18 protein-coding genes and 3 tRNA genes are annotated in these 18,428 nt (G+C 72.8%); 9 read left to right on the forward strand and 12 right to left on the reverse strand.

Annotated elements, in window-relative coordinates:
- Window positions 1-186 (forward strand): hypothetical protein (locus FHP29_RS22140; protein ID WP_205013814.1); only part of this gene is annotated, 186 nt, incomplete at its 5' end.
- On the opposite strand, the gene FHP29_RS02260 is transcribed toward FHP29_RS22140, so the two are convergent.
- On the reverse strand, window positions 173-706 hold the full coding sequence (locus FHP29_RS02260) for a GNAT family N-acetyltransferase (protein ID WP_192903944.1): 534 nt from the start codon (window positions 704-706) through the stop codon (window positions 173-175). The genes FHP29_RS22140 and FHP29_RS02260 overlap by 14 nt on opposite strands.
- 74 nt (window positions 707-780) lie before the next feature.
- Here FHP29_RS02260 and FHP29_RS02265 point away from each other — a divergent pair, with 74 nt between their 5' ends.
- Window positions 781-1,419 carry a PaaI family thioesterase gene (locus tag FHP29_RS02265; protein ID WP_139621252.1) on the forward strand — a complete coding sequence of 213 codons (639 nt, stop codon included), beginning with the start codon at window positions 781-783 and terminating at the stop codon, window positions 1,417-1,419.
- A gap of 20 nt (window positions 1,420-1,439) precedes the next feature.
- On the opposite strand, the gene FHP29_RS02270 is transcribed toward FHP29_RS02265, so the two are convergent.
- Window positions 1,440-2,930 (reverse strand): NAD(P)/FAD-dependent oxidoreductase, encoded by a 1,491-nt coding sequence (locus tag FHP29_RS02270; RefSeq protein WP_139621253.1) that lies wholly within the window; start codon window positions 2,928-2,930, stop codon window positions 1,440-1,442.
- A 250-nt stretch (window positions 2,931-3,180) separates the two neighbouring features.
- On the opposite strand from FHP29_RS02270, the gene FHP29_RS02275 reads away from it, so the two are divergent.
- Genes FHP29_RS02275 through FHP29_RS02285 form a run of 3 tightly spaced genes read left to right on the forward strand, consistent with a single transcriptional unit; the run spans window position 3,181 to window position 4,899 of the window.
- Window positions 3,181-4,167 (forward strand): ATP-binding protein, encoded by a 987-nt coding sequence (locus FHP29_RS02275; protein WP_139621254.1) that lies wholly within the window; start codon window positions 3,181-3,183, stop codon window positions 4,165-4,167.
- A complete protein-coding gene (locus FHP29_RS02280) occupies window positions 4,164-4,556 on the forward strand; it encodes a fluoride efflux transporter FluC (RefSeq protein ID WP_139621255.1) in 393 nt (130 codons plus the stop codon). Before FHP29_RS02275 ends, FHP29_RS02280 begins: the two co-directional genes overlap by 4 nt.
- A gap of 13 nt (window positions 4,557-4,569) precedes the next feature.
- Window positions 4,570-4,899 carry a fluoride efflux transporter FluC gene (locus FHP29_RS02285; protein WP_139621256.1) on the forward strand — a complete coding sequence of 110 codons (330 nt, stop codon included), beginning with the start codon at window positions 4,570-4,572 and terminating at the stop codon, window positions 4,897-4,899.
- On the opposite strand, the gene FHP29_RS02290 is transcribed toward FHP29_RS02285, so the two are convergent.
- From FHP29_RS02290 to FHP29_RS02300, 3 genes are all read right to left on the reverse strand, one after another.
- Complete coding sequence (locus FHP29_RS02290; RefSeq protein ID WP_139621257.1) at window positions 4,900-5,256, reverse strand: metallopeptidase family protein; 357 nt, start codon at window positions 5,254-5,256, stop codon at window positions 4,900-4,902.
- A 70-nt stretch (window positions 5,257-5,326) separates the two neighbouring features.
- Window positions 5,327-5,400 (reverse strand) — tRNA-Asp (locus FHP29_RS02295).
- A gap of 86 nt (window positions 5,401-5,486) precedes the next feature.
- A tRNA-Glu gene (locus tag FHP29_RS02300) sits at window positions 5,487-5,559 on the reverse strand.
- Between the two features lie 144 nt (window positions 5,560-5,703).
- Here FHP29_RS02300 and FHP29_RS02305 point away from each other — a divergent pair.
- From FHP29_RS02305 to FHP29_RS02315, 3 genes are all read left to right on the forward strand, one after another.
- Window positions 5,704-5,777: transfer RNA gene (locus FHP29_RS02305), tRNA-Phe, on the forward strand.
- A 78-nt stretch (window positions 5,778-5,855) separates the two neighbouring features.
- Window positions 5,856-6,929, forward strand: coding sequence for an NADH:flavin oxidoreductase (locus FHP29_RS02310; RefSeq protein ID WP_139621258.1), 1,074 nt, complete (start codon window positions 5,856-5,858; stop codon window positions 6,927-6,929).
- A 71-nt stretch (window positions 6,930-7,000) separates the two neighbouring features.
- Window positions 7,001-8,329 (forward strand): hypothetical protein, encoded by a 1,329-nt coding sequence (locus FHP29_RS02315; protein ID WP_139621259.1) that lies wholly within the window; start codon window positions 7,001-7,003, stop codon window positions 8,327-8,329.
- 105 nt (window positions 8,330-8,434) lie between these two features.
- On the opposite strand, the gene FHP29_RS02320 is transcribed toward FHP29_RS02315, so the two are convergent.
- The 6 genes from FHP29_RS02320 to FHP29_RS02345 form a co-directional block, all read right to left on the reverse strand.
- Window positions 8,435-8,614, reverse strand: a complete 180-nt coding sequence (locus FHP29_RS02320; protein ID WP_139621260.1) for a DUF3073 domain-containing protein — start codon at window positions 8,612-8,614, stop codon at window positions 8,435-8,437.
- 154 nt (window positions 8,615-8,768) lie between these two features.
- Window positions 8,769-9,839, reverse strand: a complete 1,071-nt coding sequence (purM, locus tag FHP29_RS02325; protein WP_139621261.1) for a phosphoribosylformylglycinamidine cyclo-ligase — start codon at window positions 9,837-9,839, stop codon at window positions 8,769-8,771.
- Window positions 9,840-10,004: 165 nt separating this feature from the next.
- Entirely contained in the window at window positions 10,005-11,465 is a 1,461-nt protein-coding gene (gene purF / locus FHP29_RS02330; RefSeq protein ID WP_139621262.1) for an amidophosphoribosyltransferase, read from the reverse strand.
- Between the two features lie 34 nt (window positions 11,466-11,499).
- A complete protein-coding gene (locus FHP29_RS02335; RefSeq protein WP_240044252.1) occupies window positions 11,500-12,894 on the reverse strand; it encodes an FAD/NAD(P)-binding protein in 1,395 nt (464 codons plus the stop codon).
- 156 nt (window positions 12,895-13,050) lie between these two features.
- A complete protein-coding gene (locus FHP29_RS02340; protein ID WP_139621263.1) occupies window positions 13,051-14,406 on the reverse strand; it encodes a dipeptidase in 1,356 nt (451 codons plus the stop codon).
- A gap of 145 nt (window positions 14,407-14,551) precedes the next feature.
- Window positions 14,552-14,911 (reverse strand): sterol carrier family protein, encoded by a 360-nt coding sequence (locus FHP29_RS02345; protein ID WP_139621264.1) that lies wholly within the window; start codon window positions 14,909-14,911, stop codon window positions 14,552-14,554.
- Between the two features lie 20 nt (window positions 14,912-14,931).
- Here FHP29_RS02345 and FHP29_RS02350 point away from each other — a divergent pair, with 20 nt between their 5' ends.
- On the forward strand, window positions 14,932-16,008 hold the full coding sequence (locus FHP29_RS02350) for a hypothetical protein (protein WP_139621265.1): 1,077 nt from the start codon (window positions 14,932-14,934) through the stop codon (window positions 16,006-16,008).
- Between the two features lie 28 nt (window positions 16,009-16,036).
- Here FHP29_RS02350 and purL read toward each other — a convergent pair whose 3' ends face one another.
- Window positions 16,037-18,277: a phosphoribosylformylglycinamidine synthase subunit PurL gene (gene purL, locus FHP29_RS02355; RefSeq protein WP_139621341.1), complete on the reverse strand. Its 2,241-nt coding sequence runs from the start codon at window positions 18,275-18,277 to the stop codon at window positions 16,037-16,039.
- Window positions 18,278-18,428 lie beyond the last annotated feature (151 nt).

Here is an 18,428-nt window from a genome sequence, read left to right on the forward strand (position 1 = left end):
ATCGTGGGCGAGCCGAGCGATCGCCGGTGGACGGTCCTGATCGAGCGCGAGGGCCTGCCGCTGGTCGTGATCACCCGATCGATGGTCGACCCGTACTGGTTCACGACCGTGCTCTACCGGCTCCGCCCGAGTCTGCGCCCGAGCCCGCCTCCCGCGCCTCCCCGTGGTCCCGTCAGCGAGACGTAGGGATCCAGAAGCGCAGCTTGCCGTGCCGCTCGTCGTCGAAGAGCCCGCCACCGGCCTCGATCGTGCGACGCGACGCCTCGTTGTCGGTGTCACAGGTGACGAGCACCTGATCGATGCCGAGCCCGGCCGCGGCCCGGACGCCGAGGGCGAGCGCGCGGGTGGCATGGCCCTGCCGCCGGGCCGAGGGACGCACGGAGTAGCCGATGTGGCCCGCGGCCTCGAACAGCACCACGTTGAGCAGATGACGCAGGTGCAGGAAGCCGACCAGCTCGTCGTCCGGCCCCCCGTCGGTCGCCGCGATCCAGAAGTACGTCGACGGCACCCGGGTCCCGTCGAGGTCGGCCGTCGAGGTCAGCTCGGTCATGGCCACGAACGCCGCGCATCCCGCCTCCGTCGGCACCGGATCGCCGTCGAGCTGCCAGTAGCCGGACCCGTGCATCTCGGCCGTTCCCGCATAGTCCTCGATCATGGCCGCCCAGCGCTGCCAGCGGGCGAGGTCGGGAGGCACGAGCGCGGTCATGGCCTCCATCCCATCACTCCCGGTCACCGGAACGACGTCCCGCCTCGCCCGAGAACGTGTTCTACCCTGGCGCCATGAACTGGCACCTGCCGGAGGCCGACGACACGCCGGCCGCCGTGGTCGCGCGGGAGGCGGCGGTCTGGCGACCGCTCGCGGAGGCGGCCCGCGAGCTCGTGGACCTGTGCGTCATGTCCGAGGTCGACGAGGACGAGGTGCGCGCGGCCCACACCGACCTCGAGGCGGCGGTGGCCCGGCTGCGCAAGGTACGTCGCGCCCGGACGCTCGGTCAGGAGCACCTCACCGCCGGGCGCAGGCGACCGTGGGGCAACCCGGTCATCGGCCTGCGCAACCCGCTGGCCCCGCCCGTCGAGGTCACCAGTGAGCCCGGCGGACGGGTCGAGGCGGCGTTCCGCTGCGGAGCGGCGTACGAGGGGCCGCCCGGGCTGGTCCACGGCGGCATCGTCTCGCTCATCCTCGATCAGCTGCTGGGACACTCCGTCGGCGCCGCCGGACGGCCGGGCATGACCGGCACCCTGACCATCGTCTACCGGCAGGGCACGCCGCTCGGCGACCTGCGCGCCGAGGCCTGGATCGACCGCGAGGACGGCGTCAAGACCTGGGCCCGCGCGCACATGATCGGCCCGGACGGCGTCACCGCGGAGGCCGAGGGCGTGTTCATCCTGCCCCGCCACATCCGGGAGCAGATCAGCTGACTGGTCAGGGAATTCCTGCGTCAGCCGCCGACCTTGACCCCGCGCTTGTTCTCGTCGGAGAGCCGCGCCTCCTCGGCGGCCTGCGCCTCGAGCTCGGCGCGACGCTGCGACTCGTCGAACTCGCCGGGCTCGGAGACCAGGTCGGTCGCGCCGCGGGCGAGGCGCTGGAGCGCCACGCGGGCGAAGATCTGCTGCTCGGTCGAGGTGCGCTCGGAGCGCCCCTTGCCGATGAAGGAGACGAACCAGTGCATGACCGCGGTCACCCGGTTCTTGAAGCCGGTGATGTAGAAGAGGTGCACGACGAGCCACATCAGCCAGGCGATGATGCCGGTGAGGCGGAGCTTGCCGACCATCGCGACCGCGCGGAAGCGACTGACGATGGCCATGGAGCCCTTGTCGAAGTACTTGAACGGGGCCTGTGCGGGCTTGCCCTGGAGGCGCCCCTCGATCTCCTTGGCGGCGTACTTCGCGCCCTGGATCGCGACCTGCGCGACACCGGGCAGGTTGTCGAGGGAGATCATGTCGCCGACCACGAACACCTCGGGATAGCCCGGGAGGGTCAGGTCGGGGTTGACCGAGATCCGACCGGCGCGGTCGAGCGGGGCGCCGGTCTGCTCGGCGAGCTGCTTGCCGAGCGGGTTGGCCTGCACGCCGGCGGCCCAGACCTTGGTGACGGCGTCGATGCGCTTCTCGGAGCCGTCCTTGTACTTGACGACCAGGCCGCGCTCGTCGACCTGGGACACCAGCGCGCCGAGCATGACCTCGACTCCGAGCTTCTCGAGCTTCTCCTGGGTCCACCGGCCGAGCTTGGCTCCGAACGGCGGCAGCACCTGCGGCGCCGCGTCGACCAGGATGACCCGGGCCTGCCGGGTCGAGATCGCGCGGAAGTCGCGGGTCAGCGTGCGGTGGGCGAGCTCGGCGATCTGACCGGCCATCTCCACACCGGTCGGGCCGGCGCCGACGACGACGAACGTGAGCAGGTGGTCGACGTTCTCGCCGCGGGCGGCGCCGAGCTCGGCCATCTCGAAGGCGCCGAAGATCCGGCCGCGCAGCTCGAGGGCGTCGTCGATGCTCTTCATGCCCGGCGCGAACTGGGCGAAGTGGTCGTTGCCGAAGTAGGACTGGCCCGCGCCGGCGGCGACGATCAGGGAGTCGTACGGCGTCACGAGCTCGCGCCCCAGCACGTGGGAGGTGACCAGACGGTTCTCCAGGTCGATCCGGGTGACCTCGCCGAGCAGGACCTGGGCGTTCTTCTGGTTGGCCAGGACCTCGCGGGTCGGCGGGGCGATCTCGCCCTCGGAGAGGATGCCGGTCGCCACCTGGTAGAGCAGCGGCTGGAAGAGGTGATGGGTCGTCTTGGCGATCATCGTCACGTCGACATCGGCCTTGCGCAGCTGCTTGGTGCCGAAGAGGCCGCCGAAGCCGGAGCCGATGACGACGACCTGGTGACGGTCGGAGCGCGGGACGATGACGCGATCGGGCAGTTCGGGCTGGGTGTCGCCTGCTGCCATGACTTCCTCCTGGAACACCTCGGTTGACGACGCGACGGCGTCCTCTCGGCGCCATTGTTCCGCGTCCGCTGCATGACGCCCAACCCGAGGTCAAGGTCTGGTCGGTCACATCGCCCTCGGACCGTCACCAAAGCTCGTCTCCGAGGTTGGTTTAGTCGTCAACCGGGTGGGGTATCGCACCCGGGAGCAGCACCATCATCCATCGGACATCGATCACAGAACTCGGGCCGCGACACCGGAAGGTTCCTCCGTGCAGCACCGGCAGACCCTGGACCTGGCCCCCGGGCCACGCATCGTGCACGACGCACGACGCTGGGTGGTCCAGACCTGTGGGCAGCTGGGCCGGACCGACCTCGCCGACTGCGCCGAGCTGGCGATCTCCGAGCTGGTCACCAACGCCGTGCTGCACGGCACCGCCCCGATCCGGCTCCAGGTGCGCGGCACGGCCGAGCATCCCCGCTTCGAGGTCCACGACGCCTCGGTCATCCCGCCGCAGCCCTCGACCCAGGCCGGCGGCTTCGACATCGACGCCTTCGACCTCGACACCTTCGACGCGCTCGACGAGGACCAGCTGGCCGCCCTCACCACCGTCGGCCGCGGGCTCGACATCGTGGCCCGCGCCTCGGTCGCCTGGGGCGCGGAGATCGACGAGGACGGCAAGGCGGTCTGGTTCGAGCCGGCCCCCGAGCTGTCCGAGACCGGCGGCGCGCCGTACCAGCAGACCCACAGCATGCCGTCCCTGCAGGCCGACCACACCCGCGTCGGCGAGGTCGGCGTCCAGATCAACGGCGTGCCGATCGGGGCCTTCGGTCGCTTCCAGCGCCACTACCGCGACCTGCGCCGCGAGATCCGGCTCCTCGCGCTCGCCCACGAGGACGACTACCCGTTGGCCAAGGTGCTCTCCGACCACTTCGACGCCCTCGAGCGGCCGCTGCGCGCCAACATGGGCCGCGAGCAGGTCGACAAGGCGTACGCCGACGGGCTCGAGACGATCGACCTCCGACTGCGGATGCCGCGGGAGACCGCCCGCCAGATCGGCGGCCTGATCGACCTGCTCGACGCGGCCGACGAGTTCTCCCGCGCCCAGCGGCTGCTCACCGCGCCCCGCACGAGCGAGCAGCGCTCGTTCCAGATCTGGTTCCTCGGCGAGTTCCGCCGGCAGTCGGTCGGCGCCCCGCCGGTCGCCTGGCAGGGCACCGGCGCGAGCTCCGGCGCGCGTCCTAGTCTGCAGGCATGACCCCACCTCCCCGGCTGCTGATGGCCGTGGGAGCGGGAGGAGCGGTCGGCGCGGTGGCGAGGTACGCCGCCACCGAGGTCGCCGCGGACGGCTCCGGGTTCCCCTGGACGACCTTCGCGATCAACGTCTCCGGGTCGGCGCTGCTCGCCGCCCTGCTGCTGCTGCCCCTGGCCCGCCGCTCGTCGACCTGGGCCGCGGCGCTCGGACCGGGCGTGCTCGGCGGCTACACGACCTTCTCCGCCACCTCCGCCCAGGCCCGGAGCCTGCTCGCCGACGGGCGTGCCGGCCTGGCCCTCGCCTACGTCGCCGGCACCCTCCTGGCCTGCCTGGTCGCCGTCACCGTGGTCGGCCTGGCCGCGCCCCCGCTCCCCGGCGAGGACGAGCTGTGAGCGGGGCTCCCACGTGACCGCCCTCCTGGTCGCGCTCGGCGCCGCCGTGGGTGCGCCCCTGCGCTACGCGCTGGGACACCACTTCGACGACGGGTGGCACCACGGCACCCTCGCCGCCAACACCCTGGCGAGCCTGGTCCTCGGCGCGTGCGTCGGCTGGTCGGTCGGCGGCTCCGCGCTCGCCCTGGTCGGGACCGGCTTCTGTGGCGGTCTCTCGACGTACTCCTCGCTGGCGGTGCAGTCGCGCGACCTGGGCCTGCGCCGAGGGGCGGCGTACGCCGTCGTCACGATCGCCCTCGGCCTCGCGGCGTGCTCGCTGGGCTATCTGGCGGCCCGACTCTGATCAGGCGTAGCCGAGGTCGTGCAGGCGCGCGTCGTCGAGGCCGAAGTGGTGGGCGACCTCGTGCACCACGGTGATCCGGACCTCCTCGGCCAGGTCCTCCTCGTCGTCGCACATGTCGAGGAGCGGGCCGCGGAACAGGAAGATCCGGTCCGGCAGCTGGGGGTCGAGCCCGCCGCCGCGCTCGGTGAGCGCCACGCCGTCGTAGAGCCCGAGCAGGTCGTCCGGCTCCCCCTCCGGCGGCTCGTCCTCGACCAGGACGACGACGTTGTGGACCAGCCGGGCCAGCTCGTCGGGGATCTCGTCGAGGGCACGGTCGACGAGGGCGTCGAAGTCCTCGGGGCTCATCTCGACCGGCACGGCCCCATTGTGCGCGAAGCGGCAAATGCGAGAAGCCCCGGCCTGCCGGCCGGGGCTTCCTCGATGTCGGCGACCCTGACGAGACTCGAACTCGCGACCTCCGCCGTGACAGGGCGGCGCGCTAACCAACTGCGCTACAGGGCCTTGCTGCTCCACTGGTGAAGCGGATGGAACTCTAACCCATCGTGCCGCGCGACTCCCAATCGGGAGCCGCCTCGGCCGACGAGCCGCACCCCCAACCGGATTCGAACCGGCGTACCCGCCGTGAAAGGGCGGTGTCCTAGGCCGCTAGACGATGGGGGCCCACCGTGGAGGACGACGCCTCCGCAGCGCGGTCAGCATAGTGCCGGTCGCCCCGCGCCCGCTCATCGCGAGGCGCTCCGACGTCTCGGGGTGCCCGCCGCTTTCGTACGACGGCGCACCCTCCGGTAAGGTTGCTGACTGCTTGGGCAGGTAGCTCAGTTGGTACGAGCGATCGCCTGAAAAGTGATAGGTCGGCGGTTCGACCCCGCCCCTGCCCACAAGCCACGAGACCCCGGTCAGCCCTGCTGGCCGGGGTCTCGTCGCTCTCGTCCCGGAGACGCTGGCACGATGATCCGGTGACCTCGCTCTCCGACTCCGTCGCCCTCGCCCACGGACCCGCCTGGCGCAACCGCTTCGCCCTCGCTCCGCTGACCAACACGCAGAGCAACGACGACGGGACCCTGAGCGACGACGAGCACGACTGGCTCGTGGCGCGCGGGCGCGGCGGGTTCGGGATGACGATGACCTGCGCCGCGTACGTCGCCCCGGAGGGCCGCGCGTGGCGGGGCCAGCTCGGCATCGCGGGCGACGAGCACCTCCCCGGGCTCCGACGGCTCGCCGAGAGCCTGCGCGCGGCCGGCACCCGCTCCGCCGTCCAGCTCCACCACGCCGGTCGGCGCTCCGACGCCGCGCTCAACGGGGTCCCCAACGTGGGACCATGGGCGGACCCGGCCAAGGACACGGTCGCGCTGACGACCGGCGGCGTACGACGGATCGTCGCGGACTTCGTGGCGGCCGCGGTGCGCGCGGAGGAGGCGGGCTTCGACGGGGTCGAGTTGCACGGCGCACACGGCTACCTGCTCGCCCAGTTCCTCGACGCCCGCTCCAACCATCGCGAGGACGAGTACGGCGGCGCGCTCCAGAACCGGATGCGACCCCTGCTGGAGATCGTGGAGGGAGTCCGCGCCGCGACCGGACCCGACTTCCAGCTCGGCCTGCGGCTCACCCCCGAGGGCTACGGCATCACGCTGCCGGAGGGACGTGAGACGGCACGCGCCCTGCTGGCGACCGGCTCGCTCGACTACCTCGACATGTCTCTGTGGGACGTCCGGATGCGCCCACGCACGGAGGGGTACGACGGCCTCCTGATCGAGCACTTCACCGACCTGCCGCGCCACGGGGCCCTGCTCGGTGTCGCGGGAGGCGTGTTGACCAGCGCGGACGCAGGCTGGTGCCTGGAGCAGGGAGCGGACGTCGTGACGGTCGGCATCGGCGCGATCCTGCACCACGACTTCGCGACCCGTGCGCTCGCCGACCCGGAGTTCGCCGCCCGACCCCGTCCGGTGCCGCGCGAGGTCCTCGCCGCCGAGCACGTGGGGCCGGCGTTCGTCGACTACCTCGCCGGGGGCTGGGACGACCTGGTCGCCTGAGTCGACATCCCGCGACGGACGGCACACCCACCGCCTGCGCGGCCCGGAGGGAGGGGCCATACCCTGCGACGGTGCTGCCGTCCTTCGAGATCGCCGCCCGCCATCGACCGGTGGCGCTGGTGGCGGCGACCGACGCCCTCCCCCTGCGCGCACCCTTCGCCGCGGTCGAGGCGGCGGTGTCCGGCGGGGCGGCGGCCGAGCTGGCGCTGGCGGGTGCCGACGGCACCCGGCTGGCGGTCCGGCTGGAGGACGGGCGGACCTCGCTGCGGGTGCGGACCGGCGGGAGCGAGCACGTGCTGCGCAGCCGCCGGCACGGGCGGGTGGGCGCCCCGGCGGCCCGGCTGGGGCTCACCCTGACCGGGAGCCACCTGGCGGTGCTGACCGAGGAGTCGGGCGGCTGGGTCGTGCGCGGGCGGATCGACCTGCGCGAGGTCGACGGCCCGGACACCCGCGACCCGGGGTGGCTGGCGGGGCTGCGCCCCGACGCGTCCGGCGTCGGCGAGGTCCGCGCCGGGAGCTTCGGGCAGCTCGGGCTGCGCGACATCCGGCTCGTGTCACACGCCGACGGCTCGCCGTACCGGGTCGGGCGGGACGTGCTGCTCACGGCGACGAGCGCCGGCCCGGGCTTCTTCGACACCGCGCACACGTCCGTGTGGGCGCTGTCGCCCGCGGGCGGGATCGCCTGGCGCAGCGACCTCTTCTTCGAGCGGCCGGACCGTCCGGGCGTGTACGGCGACCACGCGACCCATCTGGTGCGCGACGGCGGTCGCTGGCTGGTCGCGACCAGCACCTGGTCCGACTTCCCCGCGCGCAAGGCGGACCGGGTTCCGGGCGCGCTCGGCGTCACGGTGGCGGAGTCGACCGACGACCTCACCCGTGGGCAGCACGTGCTGGCCTCGCGTCGCCTCGATCTCCCCACTGACGGTCCGAGCGTCGGCATCTGGGACCCGCACCTGGCGCGCACGGCCGACGGCTGGCTGGTCGGCTACGTCAGCGCGCGGAGGTTCTTCGACTTCCATCCACTGCTCGCCGCCGGTCCCTCCCTGGACCACCTCGCCCTGCGCGGCGCCGCGACCGACCGGCGCGCGACCGAGGGCACGACCCTGCTCCGGGTCGGCGAGGACTGGCGGGTGCTCGCCAGCGACGGCAGGGACAACGTCCGAGCGGTGCGGGGACGCTATCCGGTGTTCGACACGGCGATGACCGAGGTCGGCACCCTGAGCGCGCCGTACCCGACCAACATCCCGTGGCCGACCGTCATCCCACCCGACCCGGACGTGCCGGGCGACGGATGGCGTCTGGTGACCTTCGACGGCACGAGGTACGGCGGCAGGCTGGCCGGCTACGGCACCCACGGCGACGTCGTGGTGATGTCGGAGGCCGACCGCGGTGAAGGCTGAGGAGCGTCGACTCAGCCCCGAAGCGAGGCGAGGGGACTGAGCGACGCGTCTCGAAACCCGGCAGCGTGTCGCGAGGAACGGGGCGACACGCTCGCGCCGTTCAACTCAGTCGCGGTCGGCGTAGTCCGACCACTTCTCGAGCACCTCGGGCTCCACCTCGTCGGAGCTGGATGCGGGCTCTCCATGGAGCTCCGCGGCCAGCGCCGAGAGATCAGTCTCGTGAGTGCGGTACTTCAGGTCGCGAGCGACCTTGGTCTGCTTGGCTTTCGCACGGCCGCGGCCCATAGGGTCCAGCCCCCTCGCACACTTGGCCGGTAGCCCTCCGGGCCCCGGACTGCTGAATACGTAGTCTCGTGGGTCCAACGGTACATGGCGGGTGGGTGTTCCCGCACGCCGGGAGCACATCTCGCACGCCGCTGGGGCCGGAGTGAGGCAGAGGTCACCAACCGGGGTGCTGGCCGACGAGCTCGACCGTCCCCTGCTGAGCGGGGTCGACACCCACCTCGCCCGCGACCCAGCTGTCGATGCCGAGCTCCTCGAGGCGGGCCAGGGCCGCGTCGACGGAGTCGGGGGCGACCAGCGCGACCATGCCGACGCCGCAGTTGAGGGTGGCCTCGAGGTCGGGCTGGGCGACCTCGCCGACGCGGCGCACGACGTCGAAGACCGGCGCCGGGGTCCAGGTGGCGCGATCGAGGGTGGCCTTCAGCTCGGGCGGCATGACCCGCGCGAGGTTGTTGGCCAGCCCGCCGCCGGTGATGTGGGCCATGGCGTGGGTCTCGGTCTCCCGCGCGATCGCGAGCGCGGGCTTGGTGTAGATCCGGGTCGGCACCAGGAGTTCCTCGCCGAGCGTGTGGCCGAACTCGTCGACGTGGCGGTCGACGGTCCAGCCGGCCCGCGTGAAGAACACGTGGCGCGCCAGGGAGTAGCCGTTGGAGTGCAGCCCGCTGGCCGCCATCGCGATCACCACGTCGCCCTCGCGGACCAGGGAGGCGCCGAGAAGGTCGTCGGCCTCGACGACGCCGGTGGTCGCGCCGGCGACGTCGTACTCGTCGGGCGCGAGGAGGCCGGGGTGCTCGGCGGTCTCGCCGCCGACCAGCGCGCAGCCGGCCTCGACGCACGCCTCGGCGATGCCCTTGACGATCGCGGCGATGCGCTCGGGCACGACCTTGCCGGTCGCGATGTAGTCGGTCATGAACAGCGGCTCGGCACCGCACACGACGAGGTCGTCGACGACCATGCCGACCAGGTCGAACCCGATGGTGTCGTGCTTGTCCATCATCTGCGCGACGGCGACCTTGGTGCCGACGCCGTCGGTGGAGGTCGCGAGGAGGGGCCGCTTGTACGACGTCAGGGCGCTCGCGTCGAAGAGGCCGGCGAAGCCGCCGAGGCCGCCGAGCATCTCCGGGCGGCGGGCCTTCTCGACCCACTCCTTCATCAGGTCGACGGCGCGGTCCGCGGCCTCGATGTCGACGCCGGCGCGGGCGTAGGCGTTGTCAGCGGTGTCAGTCATTCGGGTTCCTTCGTCGTCGTCCGTGTGCCGCCAGCGAGACCGAACCCGAGGCGGACCCGACTGCGCGGCCGGCAGCGTGTCGCACCGCCGCGAAGCGGCACGGAGCGTCGAGGTGGGCCCGAAGGGTCCCCTCGAGGCTCCGTCCGCGACACGCTCGGCCCATGGTCATGGGTTGTTGAAGACGGGGAGGGCCTCGCCGTGCGTGCTCGGCTCGAGCGTCGCCTCCAGGAGGTGCTTGCCGAGGAGGCTCTCGTCGGGCAGCGCGATCGGGTAGTCGCCGGTGAAGCAGGCGGTGCACAGGGAGGTCTGCGGCTGTCCGGTCGCCTCGACCATGCCCTCGAGCGAGATGTAGCCGAGGCTGTCGGCGCCGACGCTGGCGGCGATCTCGTCGACGTCGAGGCCGTTGGCGATCAGCTCGGCGCGGGTGGCGAAGTCGATGCCGTAGAAGCAGGGCCACTTGACCGGCGGCGAGGAGATCCGCACGTGCACCTCGAGCGCACCCGCCTCACGCAGCATCCGGACCTGGGCGCGCTGGGTGTTGCCGCGCACGATGGAGTCGTCGACGACCACGATCCGCTTGCCGCGGATCATGTGCTCGAGCGCGTTGAGCTTGAGCCGGATGCCGAGCTGGCGCAGCGTCTGCGACGGCTGGATGAAGGTGCGTCCGACGTAGGCGTTCTTGACGAAGCCCTGCCCGAACGGGATGCCGCTCTCCAGCGCGTAGCCGGACGCGGCCGGCGTACCGGACTCGGGCACCGGGATGACCAGGTCGGCCTCGACGGGGAACTCCCGGGCCAGCTGACGGCCCATCTCCACGCGGGCCTCGTGCACGCTGCGCCCGGCGATGGAGGCGTCGGGACGGGCGAGGTAGACGTACTCGAAGACGCAGCCCTTGCGGCGCGGCTCGGCGAACCTGTGCGAGCGCAGGCCGTCCTCGTCGATCACGATGAGCTCGCCGGGCTCGACCTCGCGGACCACGCTGGCGCCGGTGGTGGCCAGGGCGGCGTCCTCGCTGGCGATGACCCAGCCCCGCTCGAGACGACCCAGCACGAGGGGCCGGATGCCCTCGGGGTCGCGGGCGGCGTACAGGGTGTTCTCGTTCATGAAGACGAACGAGAAGGCGCCCTGGACCTGCGGCAGCAGCTCCAGGGCGCGGGCCTCCAGCGTCTGGTCCGGGTGGTGGGCCAGGAGGGCGGTGACGAGGCTGGTGTCGTTGGTGGACGACTCGAGCTCGCGGGCGTGGATGTCGAGCTCACCGTCGTCGCTCGGCAGGTCCTGGACCATGCCGGCGAGCTGGGCGGTGTTGATCAGGTTGCCGTTGTGGCCGAGCGCGATCGAGCCGTCGGCGGTGGGCCGGAAGGTGGGCTGGGCGTTCTGCCAGGTGCTCGCGCCGGTGGTCGAGTAGCGACAGTGCCCGACCGCGACGTGCCCGGCGAACGACTCGAGGGTGTTCTCGTCGAAGACCTGGGAGACCAGGCCCATGTCCTTGTAGACGAGGATCTGCCGACCGTTGCTGACCGAGATGCCCGCGGACTCCTGCCCGCGGTGCTGCAGCGAGTAGAGGCCGAAGTAGGTCAGCTTCGCGACGTCCTCACCCGGGGCCCATACACCGAAGACTCCGCACACGTTGCGCTAGCCTACCGGCCCCCGGCCCGATCTCTCAGTTCGCGACGATGCGGCGAGAACCGGCCCGCACCACGGCGGCCGCGACCTGCGCCGCCTGGCCGCGGATCTCGGGGATCGCGGTCGACTCCCACAGGGTCCCCTTGCGCGGCGGACCGACCACGAACAGCCCGTCGACCACGCGTCCGTCGGCCCCGACGACCGCGCCGTCGACGGTCGCGTCGACGCCGAGGGCGAGCGGGTCCGGGGCGAGCGTGCCGCGGGCCACCAGGGCCGCGACGAGCGGATCCTCGCTGCGTCGTACGTCGGCCAGCGGGCCGGTGCAGTTGACGATCGCGTCGACCTCGACCGGGGCCTGGCCGGGGCCGGTGGCGACCCGGCAGCGCTCGCCGAGGTCCGCCACGGCGTGCAGGCTGCCGGGGCGCACGACCAGCCGGTCGTCGTACCGGTAGGACTGGACGCGCAGGGCGACCTCGGGGGCCATCCGGTGCCGGCGGATCTCCCACTCGCGAGCATGGACGTCGAGGAAGCGACGGCGCTCGGCGAGGGGCAGCCGGCGCCACAGCTCCGGGGTCAGCGGGCGCAGGCCGTCGACCACCGCACGCCACCCGACCCCGCGCTCGGCGGCGGCGTCGCATTCGGCCCTGACGGCGGCCGCGATGTCGTCGGCGGTCACCGCGTCGTCGGGGACCTTGGTGACCCAGGCGGTGTGGGCCTGGCCGACATGCGGCTTGGGCAGCAGGCCGTGGCGGCTGACCATCGTCACGTGTCGCTGCGGACCGTCCTCGAGCAGTGTGATGGCGGTGTCGACGGCGGTCAGGCCGGTGCCGACGACGACCACCCGGGCGTCGGCGGGCAGGGCACGCAGGCGGGCCAGCTCCCACGGGTTGGCGACATGCCACGGCGCCTCGGGGAGCGCCGCCCCGTCCGCGGTGGCGAGCGGACGGGGCGGCTGGTTCCCGTGGCACAGGACGACCGTGTCGGCAGTCGCGGTCGAGCGCTCGGTCACGATCTCGAAGCCGGCACCGGTGGGCACGACGTCCAGAACCCGGCCGGCGCGGATCCGGAGCCGGTCGTCGGCCACGTCGGCGAGCCGGTCCTGGAGGTAGATCGCGTAGTCGGCGCGGGGCAGGAAGCCCTGGGGGTCGCTGCTGCGCCCCGTGCGCAGCGCCCAGTCGAGGAGGTCGGAGGGGGCGTCCGGGAAGGCGCTCATGTGGCGGGCCCGGACGTTGAGCAGGTGGCGCTGGTCGTTGGTGCCGTAGGCGACGCCCCGTCCGACGATCCCGCTCGCCTCGTGGACCACGACCTCGAGACCGGGGTCGTCGGTCCGGACGAGGAGGTTGATCGCGGTCAGCACGCCGCTCGCCCCGCCGCCGATCACCGCCACCCGGGTGCGCGTGCGGGTGGGCGGAGGGGTGCTCGTCGCCGTCATACGAGTGAGTCTAGTGGATCACTAGACTTTTGCGGTGCAGGGGCCGGCGCGGCGGTTTCACCACGGGATGGAGGTCGATCGGAGGTTCTGTAGTGGAGCTCCGCTACAGATGCTCCGGTTCGCCTACATCCCGTGGTGAAACCGCGACCAGCGGGATCAGCGCGCGCCGAGGTTGCGCAGCAGCAGCGCCTCGGCGAGCAGGACCTTCTCGAACTCGGCGAGGTGCAGGCCCTCGTTGGGGCCGTGGGCGCGGGTGTCGGGGTCCTCGACGCCGGTCACCAGCACGGAGGCCTGCGGGAAGGACTCGAGGAACTCGGCGATGAACGGGATCGAGCCGCCGACGCCCATGTCGACCGGGGCGGTGCCGTCCCAGGCCTCGGTGAACGCCGCCCGCGCGGCGTCGTACGCCGGCCCGGCGACGTCGAGCGCGATCGGCTCGCCGGTGTCGACGACGTCGATGGTGAGCTGGGCGCCCCAGGGGACGTGCTTCTCGAGGTGGGCACGCAGGCAGGCGAGGGCGTTCTCGGAGGTCTCGCCGGGGGCGGTGCGCAGGGCGAGCCGGGCGCGGGCCGAGGGGATCAGGGTGTTGGACGAGCCGTCGACCTTGGGCGCGTCGAGGCCGATGACCGACAGCGCGGGCTGGGTCCACAGCCGCTCGACGGCGGGGCCGTGGCCGATCCACTCGACGCCCTCGGCGACGCCGGACTCGGCGCGCAGCCGCTCCTCGGGGTAGTCGACGTCGGCCGCCGGGCCCGAGTGCAGGCCCTCGACGACCAGGTTGCCGGCGTCGTCGTGCAGGCTCGCGATCAGGCGGGAGAGCGTGATGAGGGCGTCGGGGACCAGGCCGCCCCACATGCCCTGGTGGACGGCGTGGCTGAGGGTGCGCACCTCGACGTTGACCCGGACCAGCCCGCGCAGGCTCGTCGTCAGCGCGGGCACGCCGATGTCCCAGTTGCCGGAGTCGGCGATCACGATGACGTCGGAGCGCAGCTCGTCGACGTACTTCTCCAGCAGCTGCGGGAGGGTCGCGCTGGCGACCTCCTCCTCGCCCTCGATGAACAGCCGCACCGTCACCGGCAGGTCGTCGCCCAGCATCCGCAGGGCCGCGACGTGGGTGAGGATGCCGGCCTTGTCGTCGGCTGCGCCGCGACCGTAGAGCCGGCCGTCGCGCTCGGTCGGCTCCCACGGCGGGGTCTCCCACTCGGCGTGGTCGTTCTCGGGCTGCACGTCGTGGTGGGCGTAGAGCAGCACCGTCGGCGCGCCCTCGGGCCCCTTCTTCTCGCCGATGACGGCGGGCGGGGCGCCGTCGAAGGCGCGCACGATCTGCACGTCGACGCCCTCCGCGGCGAACAGGTCGGCCGTCGCCTGCGCGCTCACCTCGACCTGGTCGAGGCGGGCGGGGTCGGCGCTGACGGACTGGATGCGGACGAGGGCCTCGAGGTCCGATCGGACACCCGGGAGGATCTCGGCGAGGCGCGTGCGCAGGTCGGTGGTGGAGACAGGTCCGGTCATGCGTCTCAACATATGGGGCAGGATCGCGGCATGGCATCTTCTCGGACGCTCAGGGCCATGACCGCCGCAGCGACCTAGCCCTCGCCGCGTGCGGCGACGAGGGGGAGGCGCCGACCGACGCCGTGGAGGGCTGAGCTCTCCCCCGCTACCCGAGCGGGAGGTACGGCGTCAGGTCGGTCCGCTCGCCACTGGCCCGCACCCGACCCGCCGCCACGGCCTCGGCCCAGCCGAGCCGGCCCGTGGCGACCGCGATCCACGTCGCCGCGTCAGTCTCGACGACGGCGGGCGGGGTGCCGCGGGTGTGCCGGACGCCCTCGATCACCTGGACCGCGGCGTACGGCGGCACCCGGACCTCCACCGAGCGGCCGGGCGCCCGGGCCTCCAACACCGCGAGGAAGTGCTTGGTCAGCAGCCGCAGGTCCGCGCGCTCGGCGCTGTCCGACCCGACGCGGGACAGTGCGGCCGCGACGGCCTCGGGATCGGCTGGGCGCAGACGGGCGGGCACGGGGTGGCAGGCTACTCCCCATGCGCCACCGCTCCCGCCCGCGTCGCAGCGCGCAGGCGCTCGGACCCGCCCTGTGCCTGCTGCTGCTCGGCTCCGGCCTCGCCGCGTGCGGCGACGACGACGGCATCGAGGCGGGCGACGTGGTTCCCGCCCGTCCGGACGCGCAGATCACCGCGGGCGCCAACGAGGCGACCATCGCGCTGCCGACCGGCAACCTGGTGGTCCAGGTCGGCGATCCGGTCCAGGACATCTCCGCCGGGGAGACCCGTCAGCTCGAGAAGCTGACCGCGACCGAGGGCGAGGTCTTCGTGCCGGTCAGCTGGCACTACGACGCCGCGACGCTGGGCAGCTACGCCCGCTTCCTGGAGACGTCCTCGACCCCGACCGTCGACCTGATCGTCGACGGCGCGTCCTACCGGATCCCGCCCCCGGACACCGCGACCCAGGGTCAGGAGTCCTTCTTCGTGACGGTCAGCGGCTCCGGGGAGCGGCCCGCGCTCGAGGTGGAGTTCGATGGCGTCGTCCAGACCGCCGACCTCGCGACGGGAGAGGTCGACCCCGGCGCTGCGGCGCCCCTCTACGGCCTGTCGCCGACGCCGGCCGAGCCCGTCGACTGCGGCGGCGAGGTCCGCGTCAGCCGCAAGCCCACGGTCAGCCAGCCCAGCTTCAGCTGCACGATGACCCGCCCGCTGCTGCTGCCGTACGCCGGCGACAGCTGGGCGGCCGACGGCCACTCGTGGCTGGCGCTGACCGTGGAGACCGCGCTCGGTCGGTGGGACGAGGCGACGGCCGACCTCACGTCGGGAGCCGTCTACTACCCGACGACGGTGGACGGCGCCTTCACCCTCGGCGGGGCGAAGGCGGTCCGCGTCATCCGCGACCCCGGGCGCGGCACCTGCCCCGACATCGGGAACCAGAACTGCAGCGCGGTCTTCCACGTGCTGTTCGACGTCGGCGAGGTCACGCCGGGCAACCTCGTGGTCAAGCAGACCTACCAGCTCGGCCGGACCTCCACGTGGGGCGCCGAGGAGACGCGCGAGCAGATCGAGCTGAAGGTCACCGACCGCACCCAGCTGCCGAAGCCCGCCCGGGACTGAATCCAGGCTGAGGCTGGATCGCGGACCGTCAGGCGAGCGCGTTCGGGAGGGTGGCGCTCCACGCGTCGCGCAGCTCGGCCAGCGGCACCTCGAAGACACCCTCGACGGCGAGGCTGTCGCCGCCGGTGGTGCCGAGCTCGGTCATCGCGACGTCGTGGCGGGCGCACAGCGCGCGCAGCTCGTCGACGTCCTCGGCCGCGACCGTCACCAGGGCGCGGGCGGTGGACTCGGCGTAGAGCGCGACGAACGGGTCGCCCTCGAGGCCGACCCGGGCGCCGATGCCGCTGACCATGGCCGCCTCGGCGAGCGCCTGGGCCAGCCCGCCGTCGGACAGGTCGTGGGCGCTGGTGGCGACGCCGACCAGGTCCTGGAGCAGCCGGGCCAGGCTGCGCTCGGCTCCCAGGTCGACCTTCGGGGGCAGGCCGCCGAGGTGGCCGTGCGCGACGTGGGCCCACTCGGAGCCGGACAGCTCCTCGCGGGTGGTGCCGAGCAGGACCACCCGCTCGCCGGGCGCCTGGAAGGACGACGGCGTGCGCCGGCGTACGTCGTCGATGACGCCGAGCACGGCGACGACGGGCGTCGGGAGGATCGCCGTCTCGCCGGTCTGGTTGTAGAGGCTGACGTTGCCGCCGGTGACCGGGATGCCGAGCTCGGCGCAGGCGTCCTTGAGTCCCCGGCACGCCTCGGCGAACTGCCACATCACGTCGGGGTCCTCCGGCGAGCCGAAGTTGAGGCAGTCGCTGACCGCGAGGGGCACGGCGCCGCCGGTCGCCACGTTGCGATAGGCCTCGGCGAGCGCGAGCTGGGCGCCGGCGTACGGGTCGAGCTTGGCGAAGCGGCCGTTGCAGTCGGTGGAGACCGAGACGCCGAGGTGGGTCTCCTCGTCGACGCGGATCATGCCGGAGTCGGCCGGCTGCGCGAGGACGGTGTTGCCGCGGACGTAGCGGTCGTACTGGTCGGTGATCCACGACTTGTCGCACAGGTTGGGGCTGGCGACCAGCTGGAGCAGGGTGGCGCGCAGCTCGTCGCCGGTGGCGGGCCGGGCGAGCCTCTCGGCACCGTCGGCCTGCAGGGCGTCCTGCCAGTCGGGGCGGGCGAACGGGCGCTGGTAGACCGGGCCGTCGTGGGCGACGGTGCGCGGGGGCACGTCGACGACGGTCTCGCCGTGCCAGGTGATCTCGAGCCGGCCGGTGTCGGTGACCTCGCCGATGTCGACGGCCTCGACGTCCCACTTGGCGCAGATCGCCAGGAAGGCGGCGACGTCGGCGGGCTCGACGACCGCCATCATCCGCTCCTGGCTCTCGCTCATCAAGATCTCCTCCGGCGAGAGCGTCGAGTCGCGCAGCGGGACCCGGTCGAGCTCGCAGCGCATCCCGCCGTCGCCGGCGGAGGCCAGCTCGGAGGTGGCGCAGGACAGGCCGGCGCCGCCGAGGTCCTGGATGCCGGCCACGACGCCGGCGGCGAAGAGCTCGAGGGTGCACTCGATGAGCAGCTTCTCCATGAACGGGTCGCCGACCTGGACGCTGGGACGCTTGGCCGGGCCGTCGGCGTCGAAGGTCTCGGAGGCGAGCACCGAGACGCCGCCGATGCCGTCGCCGCCGGTGCGGGCGCCGTACAGGATGACGCGGTTGCCGGTGCCGGACGCCTTGGCGAGGTGGAGGTCCTCGTGGCGCAGCACGCCGACGCACAGCGCGTTGACGAGGGGGTTGCCGAGGTAGGTCTCGTCGAAGACGGCCTCGCCGCCGATGTTGGGCAGCCCGAGGCAGTTGCCGTAGCCGCCGACGCCGGCCACGATCCCGGGCAGCACGCGGTGGGTGTCGTCGGCGTCGAGGGGGCCGAAGCGCAGCGGGTCCATCACCGCGATCGGGCGGGCGCCCATCGCGATGATGTCGCGGACGATGCCGCCGACGCCGGTCGCGGCGCCCTGGTAGGGCTCGACGTACGACGGGTGGTTGTGCGACTCGACCTTGAAGCTGACCGCGTAGCCCTGGCCGATGTCGATGACGCCGGCGTTCTCGCCGATGCCGGCGAGCATCGGGCCGATCGGCGTCTCCTGAGCCAGCTCGCCGAACTGCTTGAGGTGCACCTTGGAGGACTTGTAGGAGCAGTGCTCGCTCCACATGACCGAGTACATCGCCAGCTCCGCGCCCGTGGGGCGCCGGCCGAGGATCTCGCGGATGCGCTCGTACTCGTCGGCCTTCAGGCCGAGCTCGGACCAGGGCTGCTCCCGGTCGGGATCACCCTTCGCCCGGGCCACGGTGTCGAGCAGGCTCTGCTGATCATGGGCGAGGGCAGGTGCGGGAGCGGTGTCGGCCACGGTCGCTAAGGATATCCGCCACGGGCCCGATGACCCTGATCGGGACGGTCCGCGGGCCGTCGCGCGAATTACAGACCTGTAGTTCGTCCGAGGCTCTGTTACT

The organism is Nocardioides albidus, assembly GCF_006335005.1.
Lineage (GTDB): Bacteria > Actinomycetota > Actinomycetes > Propionibacteriales > Nocardioidaceae > Nocardioides > Nocardioides albidus.

Bases quoted from the DNA above. Each gene is read 5' to 3' on its own strand.
- FHP29_RS02340 (WP_139621263.1), bottom strand. From the start codon at position 14,406: ATGACCGGACCTGTCTCCACCACCGACCTGCGCACGCGCCTCGCCGAG.
- purM (WP_139621261.1), bottom strand. From the start codon at position 9,839: ATGACTGACACCGCTGACAACGCCTACGCCCGCGCCGGCGTCGACATC.
- FHP29_RS02350 (WP_139621265.1), top strand. From the start codon at position 14,932: ATGCGCCACCGCTCCCGCCCGCGTCGCAGCGCGCAGGCGCTCGGACCC.
- FHP29_RS02335 (WP_240044252.1), bottom strand. From the start codon at position 12,894: ATGACGGCGACGAGCACCCCTCCGCCCACCCGCACGCGCACCCGGGTG.
- FHP29_RS02280 (WP_139621255.1), top strand. From the start codon at position 4,164: ATGACCCCACCTCCCCGGCTGCTGATGGCCGTGGGAGCGGGAGGAGCG.
- FHP29_RS02320 (WP_139621260.1), bottom strand. From the start codon at position 8,614: ATGGGCCGCGGCCGTGCGAAAGCCAAGCAGACCAAGGTCGCTCGCGAC.
- FHP29_RS02265 (WP_139621252.1), top strand. From the start codon at position 781: ATGAACTGGCACCTGCCGGAGGCCGACGACACGCCGGCCGCCGTGGTC.
- FHP29_RS02260 (WP_192903944.1), bottom strand. From the start codon at position 706: ATGACCGCGCTCGTGCCTCCCGACCTCGCCCGCTGGCAGCGCTGGGCG.
- FHP29_RS02270 (WP_139621253.1), bottom strand. From the start codon at position 2,930: ATGGCAGCAGGCGACACCCAGCCCGAACTGCCCGATCGCGTCATCGTC.